Annotated in this window: 18 protein-coding genes, 2 pseudogenes and 1 other annotated feature; of the genes and pseudogenes, 12 read left to right on the top strand and 8 right to left on the bottom strand. The window is 48.3% G+C overall.

Annotation, left to right across the window (positions count from 1 at the left end):
- Positions 1-4 precede the first annotated feature (4 nt).
- The 5 genes and pseudogenes from ACOI06_RS01295 to ACOI06_RS01275 form a co-directional block, all read right to left on the bottom strand.
- A pseudogene (locus ACOI06_RS01295) lies at positions 5-1284 on the bottom strand (site-specific DNA-methyltransferase).
- A gap of 337 nt (positions 1285-1621) precedes the next feature.
- On the bottom strand, positions 1622-2008 hold the full coding sequence (locus ACOI06_RS01290) for a DUF6362 family protein (RefSeq protein ID WP_420660635.1): 387 nt from the start codon (positions 2006-2008) through the stop codon (positions 1622-1624).
- Positions 2005-2490, bottom strand: coding sequence for an antA/AntB antirepressor family protein (locus ACOI06_RS01285; protein ID WP_420660634.1), 486 nt, complete (start codon positions 2488-2490; stop codon positions 2005-2007). The genes ACOI06_RS01290 and ACOI06_RS01285 overlap by 4 nt, the downstream gene beginning before the upstream one ends.
- A gap of 20 nt (positions 2491-2510) precedes the next feature.
- Positions 2511-2978, bottom strand: a complete 468-nt coding sequence (locus tag ACOI06_RS01280; protein ID WP_420660633.1) for a crossover junction endodeoxyribonuclease RuvC — start codon at positions 2976-2978, stop codon at positions 2511-2513.
- A gap of 470 nt (positions 2979-3448) precedes the next feature.
- A pseudogene (locus tag ACOI06_RS01275) lies at positions 3449-4330 on the bottom strand (phage/plasmid primase, P4 family); the annotation flags it as partial.
- Between the two features lie 389 nt (positions 4331-4719).
- On the opposite strand from ACOI06_RS01275, the gene ACOI06_RS01270 reads away from it, so the two are divergent.
- The gene (locus tag ACOI06_RS01270; protein ID WP_420660632.1) at positions 4720-5004 is read left to right on the top strand and encodes a CopG family ribbon-helix-helix protein; all 285 of its coding nucleotides are present in this window, start codon (positions 4720-4722) and stop codon (positions 5002-5004) included.
- Positions 5005-5378: 374 nt separating this feature from the next.
- On the opposite strand, the gene ACOI06_RS01265 is transcribed toward ACOI06_RS01270, so the two are convergent.
- Both ACOI06_RS01265 and ACOI06_RS01260 read right to left on the bottom strand, forming a co-directional pair.
- The gene (locus ACOI06_RS01265; protein ID WP_420660631.1) at positions 5379-5600 is read right to left on the bottom strand and encodes a hypothetical protein; all 222 of its coding nucleotides are present in this window, start codon (positions 5598-5600) and stop codon (positions 5379-5381) included.
- 185 nt (positions 5601-5785) lie between these two features.
- Complete coding sequence (locus ACOI06_RS01260; RefSeq protein WP_420660630.1) at positions 5786-6226, bottom strand: tetratricopeptide repeat protein; 441 nt, start codon at positions 6224-6226, stop codon at positions 5786-5788.
- 360 nt (positions 6227-6586) lie between these two features.
- Between ACOI06_RS01260 and ACOI06_RS01255 the strand changes: the two genes are divergently transcribed.
- Positions 6587-7396: an arsenic resistance protein gene (locus ACOI06_RS01255; protein ID WP_420660629.1), complete on the top strand. Its 810-nt coding sequence runs from the start codon at positions 6587-6589 to the stop codon at positions 7394-7396.
- 104 nt (positions 7397-7500) lie between these two features.
- Here ACOI06_RS01255 and ACOI06_RS01250 read toward each other — a convergent pair whose 3' ends face one another.
- Positions 7501-8469: a tripartite tricarboxylate transporter substrate binding protein gene (locus ACOI06_RS01250; protein ID WP_420660628.1), complete on the bottom strand. Its 969-nt coding sequence runs from the start codon at positions 8467-8469 to the stop codon at positions 7501-7503.
- Positions 8470-8873: 404 nt separating this feature from the next.
- Between ACOI06_RS01250 and ACOI06_RS01245 the strand changes: the two genes are divergently transcribed.
- The 10 genes from ACOI06_RS01245 to ACOI06_RS01200 all read left to right on the top strand — a co-directional run bounded on the left by ACOI06_RS01245 (position 8874) and on the right by ACOI06_RS01200 (position 19763).
- Positions 8874-9452 carry a phosphonopyruvate decarboxylase gene (locus ACOI06_RS01245; RefSeq protein WP_420660627.1) on the top strand — a complete coding sequence of 193 codons (579 nt, stop codon included), beginning with the start codon at positions 8874-8876 and terminating at the stop codon, positions 9450-9452.
- Positions 9449-10042 (top strand): thiamine pyrophosphate-dependent enzyme, encoded by a 594-nt coding sequence (locus tag ACOI06_RS01240; RefSeq protein ID WP_420660625.1) that lies wholly within the window; start codon positions 9449-9451, stop codon positions 10040-10042. The genes ACOI06_RS01245 and ACOI06_RS01240 overlap by 4 nt, the downstream gene beginning before the upstream one ends.
- Positions 10043-10391: 349 nt before the next feature.
- The gene (locus ACOI06_RS01235; protein ID WP_420660624.1) at positions 10392-10613 is read left to right on the top strand and encodes a biotin/lipoyl-binding carrier protein; all 222 of its coding nucleotides are present in this window, start codon (positions 10392-10394) and stop codon (positions 10611-10613) included.
- Between the two features lie 138 nt (positions 10614-10751).
- Positions 10752-11738: a Bug family tripartite tricarboxylate transporter substrate binding protein gene (locus tag ACOI06_RS01230; protein WP_420660623.1), complete on the top strand. Its 987-nt coding sequence runs from the start codon at positions 10752-10754 to the stop codon at positions 11736-11738.
- Between the two features lie 17 nt (positions 11739-11755).
- Positions 11756-12580 carry an IclR family transcriptional regulator gene (locus tag ACOI06_RS01225; RefSeq protein WP_420660621.1) on the top strand — a complete coding sequence of 275 codons (825 nt, stop codon included), beginning with the start codon at positions 11756-11758 and terminating at the stop codon, positions 12578-12580.
- 27 nt (positions 12581-12607) lie between these two features.
- A complete protein-coding gene (locus ACOI06_RS01220; RefSeq protein ID WP_420660620.1) occupies positions 12608-13981 on the top strand; it encodes an acetyl-CoA carboxylase biotin carboxylase subunit in 1374 nt (457 codons plus the stop codon).
- 17 nt (positions 13982-13998) lie between these two features.
- Positions 13999-15213, top strand: a complete 1215-nt coding sequence (locus ACOI06_RS01215) for a CaiB/BaiF CoA transferase family protein (RefSeq protein ID WP_420660619.1) — start codon at positions 13999-14001, stop codon at positions 15211-15213.
- 28 nt (positions 15214-15241) lie between these two features.
- Positions 15242-16834, top strand: coding sequence for an acyl-CoA carboxylase subunit beta (locus tag ACOI06_RS01210; RefSeq protein ID WP_420660617.1), 1593 nt, complete (start codon positions 15242-15244; stop codon positions 16832-16834).
- A 322-nt stretch (positions 16835-17156) separates the two neighbouring features.
- Positions 17157-18251, top strand: coding sequence for an Ldh family oxidoreductase (locus ACOI06_RS01205; protein ID WP_420660615.1), 1095 nt, complete (start codon positions 17157-17159; stop codon positions 18249-18251).
- Between the two features lie 277 nt (positions 18252-18528).
- Positions 18529-19763, top strand: a protein-coding gene (locus tag ACOI06_RS01200) for an IS3 family transposase (RefSeq protein ID WP_420660613.1) whose coding sequence is annotated in 2 segments (ribosomal slippage) — positions 18529-18820 and positions 18820-19763 — 1236 coding nt in all. Because the reading frame shifts where the segments join, the coding sequence is not laid out codon by codon here.
- Positions 18807-18923 (top strand) — a sequence feature (AL1L pseudoknot). Its footprint overlaps the gene before it by 117 nt.
- Positions 19764-19771 lie beyond the last annotated feature (8 nt).

The following is a 19771-nucleotide window of genomic DNA, read 5'->3' as shown; positions in this document are numbered from 1 at the left end:
AGTATTAAGCTCTCTGCGCCTCTGGTGTTTCATCTAGAGGCGCAGTCTCCACCAGTTCATCAAACACCATACCATCGGCCAGACGGGTTGCCTGTTGGCCGGTGTGCTCTTGCCAGCGGCGCACAATCACATCTACGTACTTCGGATCCAGTTCGATCAACCGGGCGGCACGTCCTGTGCGTTCACAGGCAATCATCGTGCTGCCCGAACCGCCGAAGGGATCGATCACGATGTCCCGGGTCTTGCTGCTGTTGCGTACGGCCCGTTCGACTAGCTCGATGGGTTTCATCGTCGGGTGCAGGTCGTTCTTGTGAGGTTTTTAATGAACCACACATCGCCTTGGTCCCGGTCGCCACACCAGTAGCGATCGATGCCGTCCTTCCAACCGTAGAGAATGGGTTCGTACTGACGTTGGTAGTCGGCACGACCCAGCGTAAATGTGTTCTTGGCCCAGATGATGAAGGTGGACCACTTGCCACCGGCTTGTCGAAACGCTGATTGCAGCGTGTCGAGTTCAGATGAGGACATCGCGATGTAGACAGCACCTTTGGTCACGTTGAGTAGGTTGGTACAGGACGCCGTGAGAAACCCCTCGAAGTCCTCGCCCAGGTTGTCGTTGAGGATGGGGCGGTCTTTGCCACGCATCTTGTCCTTGGCACTGTTGGTGTAGTTCACGTTGTAGGGCGGGTCGGTGAAGGTCATGTCGGTAAGCGTTTCACCCAGTAGTGCTGAGTAGGCTTGTGCATCGGTGGCATCGCCACAGAGCACACGGTGATCACCACAGACCCAGACATCGCCTGTTTGTGAGACGGGGTTCTCTTGGACCTCGGGGACTTGATCCTCGTCGGTCAGGCCTTCAGACTCGTCGCTGGCCATGGCCAGGTAGTCCTCGATCTCTGCCGCATCAAAGCCGGTCAGGCTCAGATCAAAGTCCATGTTATCCAAGTCCGCGATCTCGATAGCGAGCAACTCTTCGTCCCAACCGGCGTTCAGAGCGAGCTTATTGTCAGCGAGGATGTAGGCACGCTTTTGGGCTTCGCTCAGGTGGGCCAGCTCAATCACCGGCACTTCTTCCATGTCCAGCTTACGGGCGGCCATCACACGACCGTGGCCGGCGATGATGCCCCAACGACCGTCGACCAGCACTGGATTGGTAAAACCAAACTCACGGATGCTGGCCGCGATCTGTGCGATCTGAGCTTCGGAATGGGTCCGAGCGTTTCGGGCATAGGGGATGAGCGACTCGGTGCGGCGGTACTCGACTTGCAGGGGTGTTTGTGTCATGGCGTCAGGGCAATCGATAAAAGCAAAATGGATGGGCAATAAAAAACCGCCACAGACTTGAGGGTGTCGGTGGCGGCCTAGAGGCAGGTTAGGTTGTTTGAAAGAGGATAGGTTTGTGGAATCTTCTGGTGGTGAGACAAACGGGGTTTGTCTGTTACTCACACTTCTGTCCAGAAGATAGCTCAAATACTACACGAAATCGGCAAAAGTGTTGCAATCCCTTCTGACCCTAAGTGCACGCATAATCACGCCTTTTTACTGCTAATTGATATAAAACACGCACAAATACTTTTTCACAAGTAGGGTCATTTAGACGGTTGAGGGTGTCTGTCCAGTTTCATTGGCAACCGTGATGGTTGGCAACGGTTTCAAGTGCAGCCTTCCACCGTCGCCAAGCCGTGGTCCGGTCGCAACCGAAGCGCTTGGAGATTGCGCTCCAACCCCAGCCCTGAGCCCGCATCCACACCAGATGTCGGGCCTGGGGCTCGAGCACCTGGATCCAGCGCATCGCTTGGAGCATCTGTTCGATGGCCTGCGGCGAGGGTGGGAAGTAGGGTGCAGGCAGGTCCTCAGCAGCCAGCGCTTCAAACGAGCTGCGTACGATCGGTGGCCACAGGCTGAAGTAGCCCAGACGTTGCTCTGAGGGCAGGCGGCGTGCCGTGTTTGCAGCGCGGCTAAAGGCGGTGGCGATTTCTGTGAGGTCGTCATCGGCGTTGTCAGTCATGGCTGCCCCTCGAGTCGAGCTTGGCCGTAACGAGCAAGCAACTCCTGGCGTCGCTTTTGAAACCGGACTTGCGTGTCTTGGGTGACATCGGCCCAGGCCTGCTGGTTGATGGCACGTCGCTCAGCGGCGGTGAGCTTCGGGGTTGCCAGGGTCGGCAAAAACTCACGCTGGTGCATTTGCTTTTCACAATCGATGAAGTACAGGCGAACTTGTCGACCCCGACTCGTGCGTTCGAGCATCGCCAGTTCCTTGGCCATGTCCAATGTCAGGTGGTAGTCGATTCGGGGCCGGCCCCGAGCTGGGAGGTTATTCACAAGATTTGGTGAGATATCAGCCACGATGAAATCGACCCCTTCGGTGAAGTCGTAATGCTCGATTCGGTCTTTGATCCAGCTCGAGAAGTCACGGCCCACGCCGAGTAGCTGATGCAAATGGCGGGCATCCACCATCTGGATGGATTCACCGCCCATGTGGCGGGTCATGATCGGGATGAGGTCGGGGTTCATGCGTGTTCTCCTTGAGTCTGTGCCCAGTCGAGTAGGGCGATGGCATCGGCTTCGTTGTTGTCAGCGGGCTCAAACCCCAGACGTCTGGCTGCCTCGATCATCTGGGTCTTGTTGGCATTGCCCTTGCCAGTGGCATGTTTTTTAATCGTGCCCACCGGCACACCCTGGTAAGGGATCTGGTGGTGTTCGCACCAAGCACTCAGATGGGCCAGAAAACCACCGTAAGCGTGGGCGGCGTCCACACCAGCATGTCGGCGCACTTCCTCGAAGTACACTGCGTGCAGCTCTTGTGCATTGGCCTTGATCTCGGTGAGCCAGCGGCGAAACCGCAAGTAGCGCATGCCACCGCCCTCAAAGCGTGAGGGCTTAAACGACTGGCTGCCGCTCACGATCGGTCGGTCTGGTAAGCGCAGTGCCCAGCCGGTGGTTGTGCCCAGGTCCAGGGCAAGAATGTTCGTGTTCATTTCGGTTCCTTTTGGGTGTCCGACGCAATCGACTCAGCTACTGATTAATATTCTTATGTACGCAGGTGATACGGGTTAATCATGGACTATGTCGATTATGTCAGAATGGTTTAAGTTAAATCTTCGGTTTATCTCTCAACCTCATGTTTTGAAATACAAATCATGGATAATCAGAGACGTGTTCTTAAGTTCTCCGACGCAATCGACTCAGCCACCGGTTAATACTCTTACGTGGGCGGGTGATGAGGGTTAATCATGAACTATGTCGATTACGTCAGAATGGTTTAAGTTAAATCTTCAATTTGTCTTGTAATTCCATGTTTTTAAATGTAAATCATAGGTAGTCAAAGACACTTTCTTAAGTTCTCCGACGCAATCGACTCAGCCACCGGTTAATACTCTTACGTGGGCGGGTGATGAGGGTTAATCATGAACTGTGTCGATTACGTCAGAGTGTTTGTCTCTAAACGTTAGTTATCGGCATACGGGGTGTATGAGGGGGTCGGGTGGTACTTCAGTCCAATGCCCCGAAATCCTCGCAGCCCAGTTGAGTTACGCCAGCCCTGAAAGTTTTTTGCAATGAGCTGTTCTGAAAATCGCCGCTGGGAGCCGATAAACTCTCCGGCATCCTCGGCCCAGTACTTCCAGTCAGAAAATAGCTCAGCTGTTAAAGCTGTCTGATTGACGTCCAACAGGCATCTTTCATCCATCCAACGACCGATCGCATCTTCGGCCTCGAAGTACTCATCGGTGGCCGCTGTGACGACTGCAGGCGGTTGCAGACCGTGTTGTTGCCACTGCAAACATCCCTGAATGGCCCAGGCCATGATGCCGTCGCGCTCAGCGAGCAGCTTCTCGGTGAGCTGGCCGTCGCGTCGCTCAGGGGGTACTGTCACCGTGAACGGAATCAGGTGTAAACGTCTGCGCATGGCCTCGTCGACATTGCGAATGGACGGCTTGTGGTTGCCAGCAATGACCAACTTGAACTGTGGCGCGTACTCAAAGAAGTCCTGTCGCATGAAGCGTGCCGAGACCTTATCGCCGCCGGTGATGGCCTTGAGTCTGGACTCGTTCCAGCGACGGCCTTGCTCGGTTTCAGTGCTGGCTACCATGCGAGCGCCTCGCAGTCCGGCCAGATCGGCTGGATGTCGATCACCCCGAATGTCCATGAATGTGTCCATCGCTGCGTTGGCTGCGTAGTCACCCAACAGGGTGCTGATGACGTTCACAAAGACGGACTTTCCATTAGCGCCAGTGCCGTATAAGAAGAACAGGGCGTGTGCTTCGGTCGAGCCGGTCAAGCAATAGCCTACAACCCGTTGGAGATAGTTTTGAAGCTCTTGGTCACCACCACCACCCTCAAAAAATGCTGTGCCCTTTCCATTTTCACCACCCCCGTAAGACCCAGTGTACGCGGCCTTTGCAGCTTTCTGCCGGTGTCTGAAGTTCTGTTCGGTAGTGGGTACCGGTCGGTATCAGTTGAAAAAACAATCAACGTCGACACCGGCGGCTGATTAGTTTCACTCACTCGGCGCTCAATTTTCATCCGAAACTCATATGAAAATCGGTGAGTGTTGGCCAATGTTTGCGTAGAACTTCTGGAAACTGTCCGAATATTGGCAGCACTCCACTCACATATTTGCTTAACCCTGACCGCCTGCCTTCATGAATTTAAGACAGTTTCAGTGCGTTCGATGATGTGCTACGCTGTGCATAATGTGTAATACAAAAGGGTAATGTCATGAGTCAAGCCACCTTTACATTTCGGGTCGATGAAACCCTGAAAAACGAGTTCGCTATGGCTGCGAAGGCCCGAGATCGCACAGGTGCGCAACTTCTACGCGACTTTATGCGTGAATTCGTGCAACAGCAAGAAGCGGCTGAGCATGACGTCTGGTTTCGTCGTCAAGTGCAAGCCGGATTGGAATCCGCCAACGCCGGTCGCTTGGTCCCAGCGGCTGAAGTCGAAGCCAAGTTCGCCGCCCGTCGTGCTGCCACTTGTCGCCGGCTTGAAAATTCTAAGTGATGCGGCTTTATTGAACGTTAGAAGCTATTCAAGATCGTGATTTCCATGTCTCATGGTGTAAAAATTCACCCAAGAAGTTTATTCAAAAAACTTACGAATAATGGCTTAAGAGTTGCTTATTCTGTGAGTCTTGTTGACCCATGCCAATTGCGTTATCTGCTCGCCTCGAATGGTGCATCACTGCAGTGAATGGCCATTGACACTGAAGCCGGTTTTAAGCAACGTCGTGAGCTTTGATGTCGGGTGTTGTCAGAGTGATCAGTGTTGTGTTGTTAAAATGGCGTTTGCGTATTCCGGTGATCGTGACCACAGACTTTACGGATTCTTATAGCTCTAAGTTCAGATCTTTAGGACACCGAGTTTAAGGCTAAATGTTAGTCTGAGTCGATGTCAATTTGACCCCACTGGTGTTTGCATGCATTGCACTCGAAGCGCGGATTGATTTCCATAATGTCGCAGCCGGCAAGAACATATTTTCCTGCATCAAGCGCTTCAATCAAGTCACGATCGTTAAAGTTTGGGAGACCATAGAGAATTTCTGCGACAGAGTCACTGTGGCATATTGGGCAACGTGATACTTCTTCCTTGCTCATCATGATCATCGTCCTCACAAGGTTTACCTGAGTAACAGCTCCGTAACGTTATGTCTTTCGCTAGTTATCAGTTTTTGTCGGTATGGGTGGCACGTTCCAAGTGGTTGCGGTTGCGTTTCACGGTCAGCGTATAACCGTTGAGCCTCGTTGCTCAAAGAGAAAATGTCGAGCTTAATAGCCTTTCATGTCTAACCTGTGAAACTCATTACAGCCTGGCACCGATCCTTGCTCGCACGCTTGTCCGTATAGTTTTTTTCCTTAGAGAGGTTTTGTTTGACGCCTCGGCCTTCTATATAGAACACCCCAAGGTTGAGTTGTGCATCAGCATGTCCTTGCTGCGCAGCTTTTATGTACCATTTGACGGATTGAGTAATATCCACAGGAACGCCTTCACCATCTTCATACATCACACCAAGTACGAATTGTGCATCAGGGTCGCCTTGTTGTGCTGACTTTTTGAACCACTCTACGGCTTTCGTATAGCTTTGTGGCACGCCGTCACCGTTGTAATACCTCAGCCCAATATAGAACTGGGCTTCTACATTGCCTTGCTGAGCAGCTTTCAATTGTTGTTGATAGCTGGCTTGTTCTAGCGATGTACTAGCGATAGTTTGACCGGAAAGCAGCATCCCAAAACCTAATAGCAAAGCGATGATGGACTTTCTTATGAGTCTTCTTCCGAGCGATCAGTGATACGTTTTTATTTGTTTCGGTGTTTAGAAGTCTTTTACTCCAGGTGTTCAATAACCTCAAGCACTTTGTTGATCTTGGCAAAAGGTCAATCTAGAGTTTCTTTTTGTAAAAATGGTTGTGTTTTCTGGACATCTGCAATGGCCAGCCCAACTGTGCGAAAGCTTGTTGCGGTGGCTTGCCTCGAGTTTTTAAATATCTGAGTTTGTTTTTAGAACTAGCTGGATAGGTGTTATAAAACCAAACAGTTTATTTTTGAGTATAGTGTTTGGTGGATTTGATTGGATAGGTGAGCTTGCATGAAGACATTACGTTGGTTGAATAAAAATCTCAGCATTAGCATCCCAGTCTTTCTGGTGTTGGGATTAATGGTCGGCCTACTGTTTCCGGTGCAGTGGCTGGGGGCGCTGATTGCACCACTAACATTGCTCATGGTGTACCCGATGATGGTGTGGTTGCGACCAAAGCAGTTGCTGGAATCCGGGCATGGCTCAGTACAGTTGTGGGCCATAATGATTAACTTCTTAGTCATTCCCTTTGTGGCGTTTGGCTTGGGTAGATTGTTTTTTGCGGATCAGCCGGAGCTTGCACTGGGTCTGTTGTTGACCGCTGTGTTACCCACCAGTGGTATGACGATTTCTTGGACAGGTTTTGCCAAGGGCAATGTGCCCGTTGCCATCAAGCTGACCATCGTGGGCTTGTTTCTGGGATCTTTCTTAACACCGTTCTATGTCTATGTGCTGCTGGGTGCTGAGCTACCGATGAGAGTGGCCTTGGTGTTTCAGCAAATTCTGATGTTTGTTGTGATTCCGCTGGTGGCTGGTCAACTGACGCGTGGTTATCTTATTCGCCGCCACGGACAGGAAAAATTCCAGAAACAGATTGGTCCTAATTTTCCGGTTCTATCGACTTTGGGTGTCTTAGGTATCGTGTTTGTGGCCATGGCGTTTCAGGCGCGCAATTTGATGCAATCACCGATGCTGGTCTTGTATATTTTTGTACCCCTGTTGCTGTTATATGGCATCAACTATGTTGTCAGTACGGTGGTCGCACGTAAGGCTATGCCCAGAGTCAAGCTGACGAATCGGTTATTTCCGCTTCAGCCTTAAGTCTGAAGTCACACTGCCCAAAAGCTCATCGTACTTTTGGGCAGTGGCTTTATTTTTATTTTTTAGTATTGAAAATTTCTTTTTTTAAGAAATCGAGGTTTGTATTACTGCACCGTGATGTTGCCTTCTTTGATCACCTTGGCCCAGCGTGCAAGTTCCTCATCCATGAATTGGTTTGCGTATTCAGGTGACACGTCAGGTGACATTTGGACTCCCATTTTCTTGAAGCGCTCCTGAACTTCTTTGTCTTCAGCGACGACCTTCATACCAGCTGCAATCTTGTCAACCACATCCTGAGGGGTGCCTTTAGGCACAAGGACCATATTCCAGATATAGCTGGCTGAGTCACCTAGACCAAGCTCTTTGAATGTCGGAACGTCTGGCAACACATCAGAACGTTCAGGGCTGGTCACAGCTAACGCATTAAGACGTCCGGCTTCAACGTTGGGTGCAACTGTTGAAATGCCGTCAATCATCAGCTGCACATCACCAGCAATCAGAGCGGGTGCTGCTGCACCAGCGCCTTTGTATGGAATATGCACGATGTCGAGGTTTTCTTGGTTTTTGAGTAATTCGACAGAGAGGTGAATTGCGCTACCAACGCCAGCCGAACCGTAGTTAAAAGTACCGGGGCTCTTTCTGACGGCTTCGATGAATTCAGGCATTGTCTTTGCGTCGACATTGGGATTAACCACGGCGACTAAAGGCACAATGGCGATAAGCGAGACTGGTGTAACTGAGTTGTCTGGATCGTAAGGCAGGTTGTCATATAGCGAAGCTGCTATTGGAAATGAACTTGTTCCAAATAGCAAGGTATAGCCATCTGGATTGCTTTTTGACACTACATCAGTACCAATCGCGCCACCGGCGCCCGCTTTGTTTTCAACAACAACTGCTTGCCCAAGTTCTTCACCGAGCTTCTGTCCCACAAGGCGCGCGATGACGTCGGTATTACCGCCTGGTGCGAAGCCAACGACAAGTTTGATGGGTTTTTCGGGGTAAGCTGCATGGCTTGCAAATGTAACCGTGGCAGCGGCAAAAGCGACACAAAAGTGTTTGAATTTAAAGCGCATGTTTCTCTCCAAGCTCCGTAAAGCCAAAATGCTTGCACACACTTTGAATGTTGCACAAGGCGAAACAAATTAAAAGTGTTTGATAACGATCTACGCCTGATGAAATCATTTAACTGAAATTGATCCTAGGCAGCGTGATGGGGTTGCGTCTATGCTCGAAAACCATTACATGATCTTGGTGAAATTAGGTTCAATCTGAAGGTGGATTGGGCGATTCAATGCCAGTTTTGCTTTGTGCTGCTGGATATGATTCTTCAAGATTGAAGCTTTGTTGATGAGTTCTAAAATCACCTTGTCTTCAATTTCTGTCTGACAACTGCACAAGTGGAAAAATGAGAGTCAGGTTGGTGGGTATATATGCTATGTTCTTTCGGACTGTGCAAGCTTTATAACTGGAGACAACAGTGGCTCAGAGCTATTCAGATTTAGATAAGGGTGATTCCGAAACACCAAGGTGGCCTGCGGAGGTTTTTCAGCTTCTGAAGGATAATAAGATTCGACAGGTCGCCATGGTTCCGGATGCTGGCCATGCGCAGCTGATCAATATGTGCAAAGCCGATAGTGAGATGGTTCTTGTGCCTCTGACAACAGAGGAAGAAGGCGTGGCGCAACTGGCGGGTGCATGGCTAGGCGGCGACAAAGGTGTCCTGCTTATGCAAAGTAGTGGTGTGGGTAATTGCATCAACATGTTGTCATTGTCTATTTCATGCTCATTCCCATTGCTCATGCTTGTGACGATGCGTGGCGACTTCGGTGAATACAATCCAGCTCAAATCCCAATGGGTAACAGCACGCAGGCGGTTTTAGAGGCTACAGGCGTGATTTGTAAACGAGCTGATAGCAAGGACAGTGTGACAGAGACTGTTTCATCGGCAATGCGTCTGGCATTTAACACCTATCGTCCAGTGGCAGTGCTGATCGGACAAGGTGTTCTGGGTGCAAAAGACTTTCGGAAACTGACTGCGGCAGGAGGTCAATCATGAGTGCCTTGCTACATCGTAGAGATGTCGTCAAAACATTGTTATCGGATCGCGGTGATCTCATGGTCATCTCCGGTTTGGGCGCGCCTGCTTGGGACATTACAGCCGCAGGTGACAATGAGTTGAACTTTCCTATGTGGGGTGCCATGGGCGGTGCAGCCATGGTGGGGCTGGGTCTTGCTTTGGCTCAACCAACCCGTAAAACCTTGGTGATCACTGGAGACGGTGAAATGCTGATGGGTTTAGGTGCGCTCGCCACGATTGCTGTACAAGATCCGGATAATCTCTGTGTCGTTGTTCTCGATAACGAGCATTACGGTGAGACCGGAATGCAAAAAACACACACCCATCACGGGGTCGATTTGGTTGCTATGGCTAAAGGTGCAGGCATTACCCGTACCTATTTGGTTAAAACTGAAGACGAGTTGAAAGCATTACGCCACCAAATCTATTCCGAGAAAGGCTCTTTGTTCGCGGTAATTAAAGTTGATCCAGAAAAACTGCCACTGGTTCTTCCGCCACGTGAAGGCTCGTACATTAAGAACCGTTTTAGGATTGCTGTGTTGGGACCGGATGCGGTTCATGATGAATGAGAACCCACTGAGTTGTTTATATCAAAATGATTGATTCGAATTCCCTTCACTAGAGCAAGAATGAAGATAATCGGGATAGGGGACATTCCTCATGGAATGCACCCCTCCCACACCACCCGGCATGCGGGTCCGCACCGGGCGGTTCGAGAAGTTGAGGTCAGGATAGCCGGTGCAGACCTAATCGAACGGGGCGGTGACTACCTCATCTCCGCCGGAAATTACAGCAGTTTAGGGGCTTTATCTTTTAATGAAGAATTGATTAGATTGTAAAGGTAGATAAATCTTGCATTTAGAGTTTCTAATGGGTTTAATGTGTATACATTCTTAAAAATCATGGAGGAGTTTTTTAATGGCAAAGATGGAATTGATCGCCGAAGTGACTGGTTCGGTTTGGAAGGTTTTAATTGAGCCTGGTCAGAAGGTCGACGCAGACGAAGCAGTTGTTTTGATTGAATCTATGAAAATGGAAATCCCTGTCGCTTGCGAAAGTTCTGGCGTTCTTGTTGAACTGAAAGTTGCAGAAGGCGATGCCGTTGAAGAAGGGCAAGTAATTGGAATAGTTGAAGTTTAATTTTCTCATGAATTTTTATTATTCCTATATTAGGAATTTAATTCCTAAATTTGACAGTATCACATGTAAAAAACATAATCTTATTCAAGAGTGAGCAAGCTAAGCATCTTAAATAAATCACTCAGTAAGGAGACAAAAATGAAGCTATTTGCATCAATTACCCTGTCTACCGCAGTTGCATTAATGGGGCAAACAGCCCTCGCCAAAGATCAGTGGAAACCTGGTCCGGTCGTGCAATTTATTGTGCCTGCAGGTGCTGGTGGATCGTTGGATATGGTTGCCCGACAAATCCACAAAATAGGTATGGAGAAACATTTATTTGAAAACATGATCGTTAACAATCGACCGGGAGGTGCTTTGGCGGTTGCGCTAAATGATTTGGAAAAACATCCGGGCGATGGTGATTATTTGATGACGTTAACGACGTCTATTTTTAACAATAATATTACTGGTTTGCTTAAAGATCGTCCCTATACAAACTACTCTCCAATCGCCATTTTGTTTCAGGAGTATGTTGGATTAATTGTTCACAAAGATTCACCTTATAAAACCGCAAAAGATCTGATTTCTGCCATGAAAAAAGATCCTGATAAGCTAAACGTGGCCTTGGCAACATCTTTGGGGAATCACATTCATGTGGGGGCAGCGCTGCCATTGCAAAAAGCAGGGGTGGATGTGACAAAAATAAACTTTATTCCATACAAATCATCAGCGGAATCAGTCACTCAGTTATTAGGGAAAAATGTGGATGTGGTTGCTGCCAGCACACCCAACTTTTTGACTGCGCTGAAAAATGACCAGTTACGCATTCTTGTTGTGGGAGCACCGTCACGATTGCCAGGTGTATTGAGTCATATTCCCACTTGGAAAGAGGAGGGTGTGGATGTCATTACAACTTCGATCCAGGGTGTGATGGGACCTCCAGATTTAAAGCCCGATCAAATCCAGTACTGGGGCAATGCGTTTTCTGAAATCACATCGACTAGTGAATGGAAAGAGTTTGTTGAACAAAGGGGATGGGCACCTGATTTCGTCGGACCGGATGAGATCGGCGAGGTCTTGAAAAGTGAAACAAACAGGATCCGAGAAATTTTGGATACCTTAGGTCTGATAGGTAAATATTAACAAGAGGAGCTTAAACCATGGGACGTACGCGGGCGCAAGAAGCCTTTAAACCAGGCACAGAAGGGCAGTTTTCAGAAAATGATCCAGCTTTGGCATTGACCCTTGCACGCGGTCTCATGGTTTTGAAATGTTTTGATCTTCGCAACAGCTCGTTGGGAAATAAAGAGCTTGTTGAAATGACCGGATTGTCTAAGGCTGCTGTTTCGCGCATGACTTATACGTTGACGCAGTTCGGGTTTTTGAGATATTCGCCATCGATGCGCAGATACAGTTTGGGACTGTCTCTGTTAACGACAGCTTATCCATTGCTTGCGGGTTTGAGAATTAGACAGATTGCACGTCCACTCATGCAGCAAATGGCCAATGAAATTGGGGGCGTAGTTTCTATGGGAATGCAGCTTGGTCGAAAAATGGTTTACATCGAAAGTTGTGTCAGCGCGAAATCTGTGAGCCCTGTCGTCGCAGGTATTGGATCGACGATTCCGATTTTTCCGACAGCCATGGGTCGGGCATATTTATGTGGTTTGTCATCAATTGAACGAAAAGAATTGCTCGACACAATTGCGCCTGAATGGGATGAATCAGACAACAAATATCTTGCGCAAGTTACGCAAGCATTAGAGCAGTACGACCGGTGGGGGTTTTGTTTGGCAAAGCCGAATCTTGTTCAGGAAACTCGTTCTGTAGGTGTTGCTGTGAAAGGTTTGGTGGATGATCAGCATTATGCATTTAACTGTGGCATGCCGATCGCTCGGCTAAAGCAAGGACAAATTGAGTCCGATATAGGGCCCAGATTGTTCGAGCTTGTCCGAAATGTCGAGTTGCTGCTAGGGGTTCGTTGAGAAGTCCATGTTACAGGTAGAAAAATTTTGAAAAAAATACTAATTGCAAATCGTGGGGAAATTGCGTGCCGAATTGCAGCAACCGCGAAACGTTTAGGAATACCAACCGTGGGTGTTCATTCTGAGGCAGATTTACATGCAAAGCATGTCCAAGCTTGTGATGAATCTTACTTGATCGGTGCTGCGAATGCACGAGATAGTTATCTATCGATTGAACGCATAATCGATACAGCCAAGCGCAGTCGCGCAGATGCCATCCACCCGGGATATGGGTTTTTATCTGAAAATGCTGATTTTGCAAGGGCGTGTGAGGAAGCCGAGATTGTATTTATTGGACCAAGTTCGACGGTGATTGATTTGATGGCCGACAAAGGTCATGCGAAACAAGTTGCCAAAGAAGCAGGTTTGCCATTAATTCCTGGCTATGACGGGCCGAATCAAGAAGAAACGTGGTTGGCTCTTCAAGCCCAAGAGATCGGTTATCCGATCATGATCAAAGCCCGAAAAGGTGGAGGAGGTCGTGGATTAAGGGTTGTACGACAGGCAGAAGACTTCTTAGATGCACTTGCAAGTTGCCGCCGAGAAGCGCTGACGGGCTTTGGTGACGATACTGTCATGATTGAAAAATATATCGAAAATCCACGTCATATTGAGGTTCAGATCTTCGGGGATCACCATGGCAACGTAATTCATTTGTTTGAACGTGACTGTTCTGTTCAGCGTCGCCATCAAAAAATTATCGAAGAAGGACCCGCTGTTGGCTTGTCGCAAACGCAAAGATCCAATTTGGGGTTGGCTGCCAGAAATTTGGCAAATCGAGTGGGTTACGTTGGGGCAGGGACGGTTGAGTGCATTATGGATTCGAATGGACAGTTTTATTTTTTGGAAATGAACACTCGATTGCAAGTGGAACATGGCATTACTGAAAGTGTGGTAGGTCATGATCTGGTGGAATGGCAACTACGAGTTGCGAGAAATGAAAAGCTGCCTGTTTTTCAGAGTGATATTGCACTTAACGGACATTGTTTTGAGGCAAGGATCTGTTCTGAACGACCAGCGAAAGGATTTTTGCCTTCGGTCGGGAAGGTTGAAATCTTCAACCTTCCCGAATGTGTCGAATTTACGCATGAGGGCTCACTGCGTGTGGATTCTGCAATAAGAACTGGTGACACCGTGAGCCCACACTACGATTCCATGATTGCAAAACTAATGGTAAGTGCGCCAACACGTGAACAGGCGCGCCAGAAAATGTTGACTGCGCTCAATCGGATTGAGATCAGGGGGGTTCAGACAAACATCGAGTTTTTGAAGTCTATTTTTAATCATGAGCAATTTGAAAAAGGATCGGTCGATACAGGCTTTGTCGAAGCTAATTTAAAAGAATTGCTGGGTATTGCTTGATATGGGATAGGAAACAGATGATGAAGATTGAAAACACGGAACTGCCGTTAAAAGACCTCAAGGTTGTGGAGATCTGCTCAACAATAGCTGGACCTGCTTGTGCAAGACTTTTGGCTGATTTCGGGGCCGATGTAACCAAAATTGAACCTTTGGAGGGTGATGGTGTACGTCAGATGGGGCGTCATGTAGACAATGTTTCGTTATATGCAGCGGCCATTCTTCGAGGTAAGAAATCTATCGCTTTGAATCTGAAATTAGACGAGGGTAAAGAAATTGCCTACAAGCTGATTGATCAGGCAGATATTCTCGTTGAGAATAATCGTCCAGGTGTGCTGGAGCGTCTGGGATTTGGATACGAAACATTATCAAAAAGAAATCCCAGACTGATCATGGTCAGAATTAGCGGCTATGGGCAAGACGGACCATATTCTGACCGTCCCGGCTATGGCGCTATCTGTGAAGCCGTGGGTGGCGTGCGACATATGACGGGCGATCCAGACAGGCCGCCTGCACGGGTTGCTTTGGCTACAACGGATTATTTGTCATCTGTTTACGCTGCGTTTGGTGCTATGGCGGCAGTGCATGAGCGTCAATTTTCTGGAAAAGGGCAGGTTGTTGATGTGGCATTGTATGAAGCGGCCTTTACGCAGATGGAGCCCTATGTTCCTGCATATGAGAAATTAGGTTTTGTACCTAAGCGTGTTGGACCCAATTTGCCCACAATGGCACCGAACAGTCTCTATCCGACAGCGGATGGAAGCTGGATCCTGATCGCAGCCAATAGCGACATTATTTACCGGCGGTTGTGTGAGGTGATGGAGCAGCCAGAACTAATCGATGATGAAAGATTTTCAACAATTCGAGCACGTGGTACACCCGAAAATATGAAAGCAATTGACCAGATTATAGGGCAATGGACTAAGACCTATGAGTTGTCACAACTGGCAGACAAATTGATTCAAGCGGCAATTCCATCAGCTCCTGTCAACACTATTGCTGATATCTACAAAGATGAACATTTCAAAGCTCGCAACATGTTAGTTGAAGTTGAGCATCCGATGCTTGGTCACACAACTCAAGCAGGTGTGGTCCCTAAGTTGTCACGCACACCGGGCGCTATCCGACATACCGGACCCGAATTGGGCTTGAACTCACAAGAAATCCTGACTGAAATGGGTTTGACTTCAGAACAAATTCAAACTTTGATCGACAAAAAAATTGTACTCGGATGAGATTGCATTAAAAAACTAGGAGATTAAATTGGAAAATCTACAAGAATTTGAGGCGGACGGTGAATGGAGCGCTGAACTGGAAGAGCTGGCTATCCGACGTCGCCAAGCAGCCGCAATGGGTGGTCCAGAGGCTCTCGAGAAATTAAAAAACAGGGGCATTATGAACGTTCGAGAACGTTTATCAGCCTTGTTAGATAAAGAATCATTTCGAGAACTTGGGCGTATCACTGGCAAAGGACAGTATGACAAAGATGGTTTTTTTAAAAAAATCTCACCCGTCAACGCCATTATTGGGACAGGAAAGATCGATGGTCGAAAAATTGTTGTTTCGGCTGATGATTACACCATTCGAGCAGGTTCTTCAGAGGCAACAATTTCGGATAAGTGGATCTATGCAGAGCGATTAGCGTTAGACATGCATTTGCCCATTGTTCGGCTGGTGGATACCGCTGGAGGTAGCGTCAAGCTCTTAGAGCAAAGTGGGCATAGTAAAATCCCTGGTTACGCAAATTGGCCAGTGACACAATTGCTAAAAACGGTTCCTGTTGTTGGGGTGGCATTAGGCGCTTGTGCGGGACTTGGTGCTGTCAAAGTATTGATGTCACATTTCTCGGTTATGGTTCGTGATCAAGCGCAAGTTTTTGCAGCCGGACCTCCTGTTGTAAAGCAAGCCTATGGCATTGATATCGATAAAAATGAGTTGGGTGGCTATAAAGTTCACCGACGCAGTGCGCTCGTACATAATGAGGCCGTCGATGAAAATGATGCCTTTGAGCAAGTCAGAAAGTTTTTGTCCTATCTCCCTAGACATTCGGCGACCTATGCTAAAAGAGTCTGCGTGGGCGATCCAGTGGATCGAGCAGACGACTGGCTTAAAGATGCTATTCCGAAAGATCGTAGAAAAGTTTATGATCCGCGAAAAATTCTGAAATCCATTTTTGATGTTGATTCCGTGTTTGAAATTGGTCGCTATCAGGCAGGATCTTGTATTACTGCACTTGCAAGATTAAATGGATATCCAGTAGGGATCTTATGTAGCGATCCTAGAGTGGCGGGTGGGGCCATGACGATTACGTCCGCCTGGAAAATGGAACGTCATGTCAAGCTGTGTGACACCTTTGGCATTCCTGTGATCAATCTGGTTGATCAACCTGGTAATGCAACAGGGCCGCAGGCCGAATTACAGGGTACGTTGTTGGGCGCAGTCAGAGTGTTGACTACGATTGAAGATGTCAAAGTGCCCTGGGTCTCTATTATCATGCGCCGTGCTTTTGGTATGGCAGGCGGTTTGCATGCACCGAAATATTTTCCGCACCTAATCCATCGCTTTGCATGGCCTTCGGCACGCTGGGGTTCTATTCCGATCGAAGGCGGGGTTGCGGCTGCTTATAGAAAAGAGATCGCAGAAGCAGATGATTCAGATCTTAAACGTGATGAGTTGGAGCAGTATTATCATCGCATTGCTTCTCCTTTCAGAACAGCAGAGCGTTTTGTGATGCTAGATGTTGTTGATCCACGAGAAACACGTGCTATTTTGTGTGACTGGATTGAGGATGCTTGGGAAGCCATGTGTGCTCGCAGGCTCAAAATGTCGCAAGCACAGCCGTATGACATGATTTGACTTAAAAGATGATTGAGCTTCTCATGGTTGTTGTATCAAAGTCAATTTTGAATAGCGCTTAAACACCTATTTAATAAGTAGCTACGCGAGTGTAAGCCTCATCACAGACCGAATCGGCGTGATCTTCTTCATAGAATCAAGGTGCTAAAACATGATTTAGACGGATTGCGCCGATGTCAAAGCTACTGCAAAAAATCTAGAGTTCTGGTTTTACGATTTTGAGAGTTTTAACGCATTGAAAAATAAGCATCATTTATCTTGAACTGCTTGCATGGGCGAACTGTCTTGACTAGCATTTTTTAATGATAATAATGGAAAAAAAATGACTCAATCGACTAATCTGCAAACAGATTTCCAAGCCATCCTTCACAACCTTGAAGCGGCTAGAGGTCAGAGTATATTTCTGACAACGACGCAACTACTCGTCTGGGCGAGTAAAATTTTTGAACGTGCGGGACTGTCTTCTCAGGATGCAATGATCATGGCACGCACTTGTGTTTATCCTGAGCGAGATGGCGCACTGAGCCATGGCTTATTCCGTTTGCCCAACTATCTCCAGACACTGGTTGCGGGCAACGTCAATATAAATGCTCAGCCAACAGTTGTTCAGGAAACGCCCAGTTTGTTAGTTGTTGATGCTCAAAACGGATTGGCCCAGCCAGCTCTGCAAACTGTATATGAGCAATTGGTGCAAAAAACCCGAGAAACTGGCTTGTGTGTAGTGTTGCTGCGACGGGCTTTTCATATCGCCGCCCTGTGGATGGATGTCGAACCACTTGCTAGACAAGGTTTTGTGGCGCTGACTTGTGTCAATGCTAGCAGCTGCGTAGCACCAGCTCCCGGTACAAGTGCAGTTTATGGAACCAATCCAATGGCATTTGCCTGTCCACGCGAAGGACATGAACCGTTAGTGTTTGACCAAGCCTCGAGTCTGCGAGCACGTGGGGATGTGATGCTATCGGCCCGAGCTGGTGAAGAAGTTCCACTGGGAACAGGTATGAATAGCGAAGGGGAACTGACACAGAATCCTAAGGAAATTCTTAAGGGTGGTGCTTTACTTCCGTTTGGTGGTTATAAAGGTGCATCTATAGCCATGATGGTCGAAATACTGGCTGCGGCACTAACAGGTGGACAATTTTCATGGGAGATTGATCGTTGGAGTCAACCCACACCAGACACAGCATCTGCTGGACAGTTTTTACTGTGCATTGATCCAACTGTGGCTGGACAGACCATGTTCGCACAACGCATTCAAGACCTGGCACAAAAACTACTTGATAGTGGTCAGTCACGCTTGCCGGGCGACCTTCGTTACACGACGCGTGCCAAAACAGAAAGTGAAGGGATCAAGGTCGATGCGGATTTATTGCTGGGTTGGTATGAGCAGACGAATACTGGAGTAAACACTTCTGGTTGATCTTGTAATGGTGTGTCAACACAAGTTTGATCTGAGTGGGCTAGAGATAACCTGTAGATCAGAAAAGCTCAAAGCAAATCTTTGTTGTTGACACACTGTAAACGCCGATCAGAAAGTGCGGTTATTTGACGGCGTCAAAAGATTGACGTGATTTTATAGCAACTTAGCACGTGAGAGGTGTATTTTTATTCAGACTTCCGTTGTTAGTGTTCAAGATTTTGATGGTTTGAATCACCCCGGGTTTTGAGGAGGCTTTAATTCTTGAGAGAATAAAGTCATGAGAAAGAGTAATCAATATTCCCCCGAAGTCCGTGAACGTGCGGTGCGCCTGGTACAGGCGCACCGCAATGACTACAGTTCCTTGTGGGCTGCTACGGTATCCATCGCTCCAAAGATTGGCTGTACGCCTCAGACCCTATTGAAATGGGTTCAACACCAAGAAGTGGAAGCGGGCACGCGCCCTGGTGTCTCGCAAGCGGAACAAGAACGAATCAAGGCACTTGAGCGTGAAGTCAAAGAACTGCGTCGAGCAAATGAGATTCTGAAATCTGCAAGCGCTTTTTTCGCCCAAGCGGCGCTCGACCGCGAACTGAAGAAATAAACGCCTACATCGACCAGCATCGAAATCTGTATGGAGTCGAGCCGATCTGCAAAGCGTTACAGATCGCTCCATCAGCTTACTGGCGGTATGCCGCCCGATGTCGGAATCCGGAGCTACGAAGTGCGCGAGCCAAGAGGGACGAAGGGTTGATGGTAGAAATCCAACGTGTCTGGGAAGAAAATTACCAGGTGTATGGGGCTCGTAAGGTTTGGAAGCAGATGCTCAGAGAAAACTTTGTGGTGGCTCGGTGTACGGTCGAACGTTTGATGCGTCGTCTCGGTATCGAAGGCATCAGGCGTGGTATGCAGGTACGGACCACAGTCCCAGATCACACCGCGTTCTGTCCACAAGACTTGGTCAAACGCCAATTCGATGCCGAGCGCCCGAACCAGTTGTGGGTTGCTGATTTCACATATGTTTCAACTTGGCAAGGATGGGTGTACGTTGCCTTCATCATCGACGCTTATGCCAAACGAATCGTTGGCTGGAATGTGTCCAGCAGTATGACATCGGACCTCGTTTTGGCTGCGCTCGAACAGGCCTTGTACGACCGCAAGCCGACCAAAGCAGATGGACTAGTGCATCATTCCGATAGGGGTTCGCAATATGTTTCTATCCGATATTCCAACCGATTAGAAGAAGCTAAGATCAACCCATCCGTGGGTAATACCGGGAGCGCCTATGATAATGCTCTAGCCGAAACCATTAACGGTTTATACAAGACCGAAGTGATTCATCGTAGAGGCCCTTGGAAAACGAAAGCAGCTGTCGAGATGGCCACCTTGGAATGGGTGTCGTGGTTCAACCGCCAACGCTTGCTGGAATCGATTGGTGACGTTCCACCTGCTGAAGCAGAAGAGCGGTATTATCAACAGCGTGAAGCGTTGGTTGCTGAACTTGTTTTACTTTAACCAAATGG

The sequence above is a fragment of the Orrella sp. 11846 genome (genome assembly GCF_048820935.1).
GTDB lineage: Bacteria > Pseudomonadota > Gammaproteobacteria > Burkholderiales > Burkholderiaceae_B > Algicoccus.
This window is presented reverse-complemented; position numbering and strand designations above follow the sequence as displayed.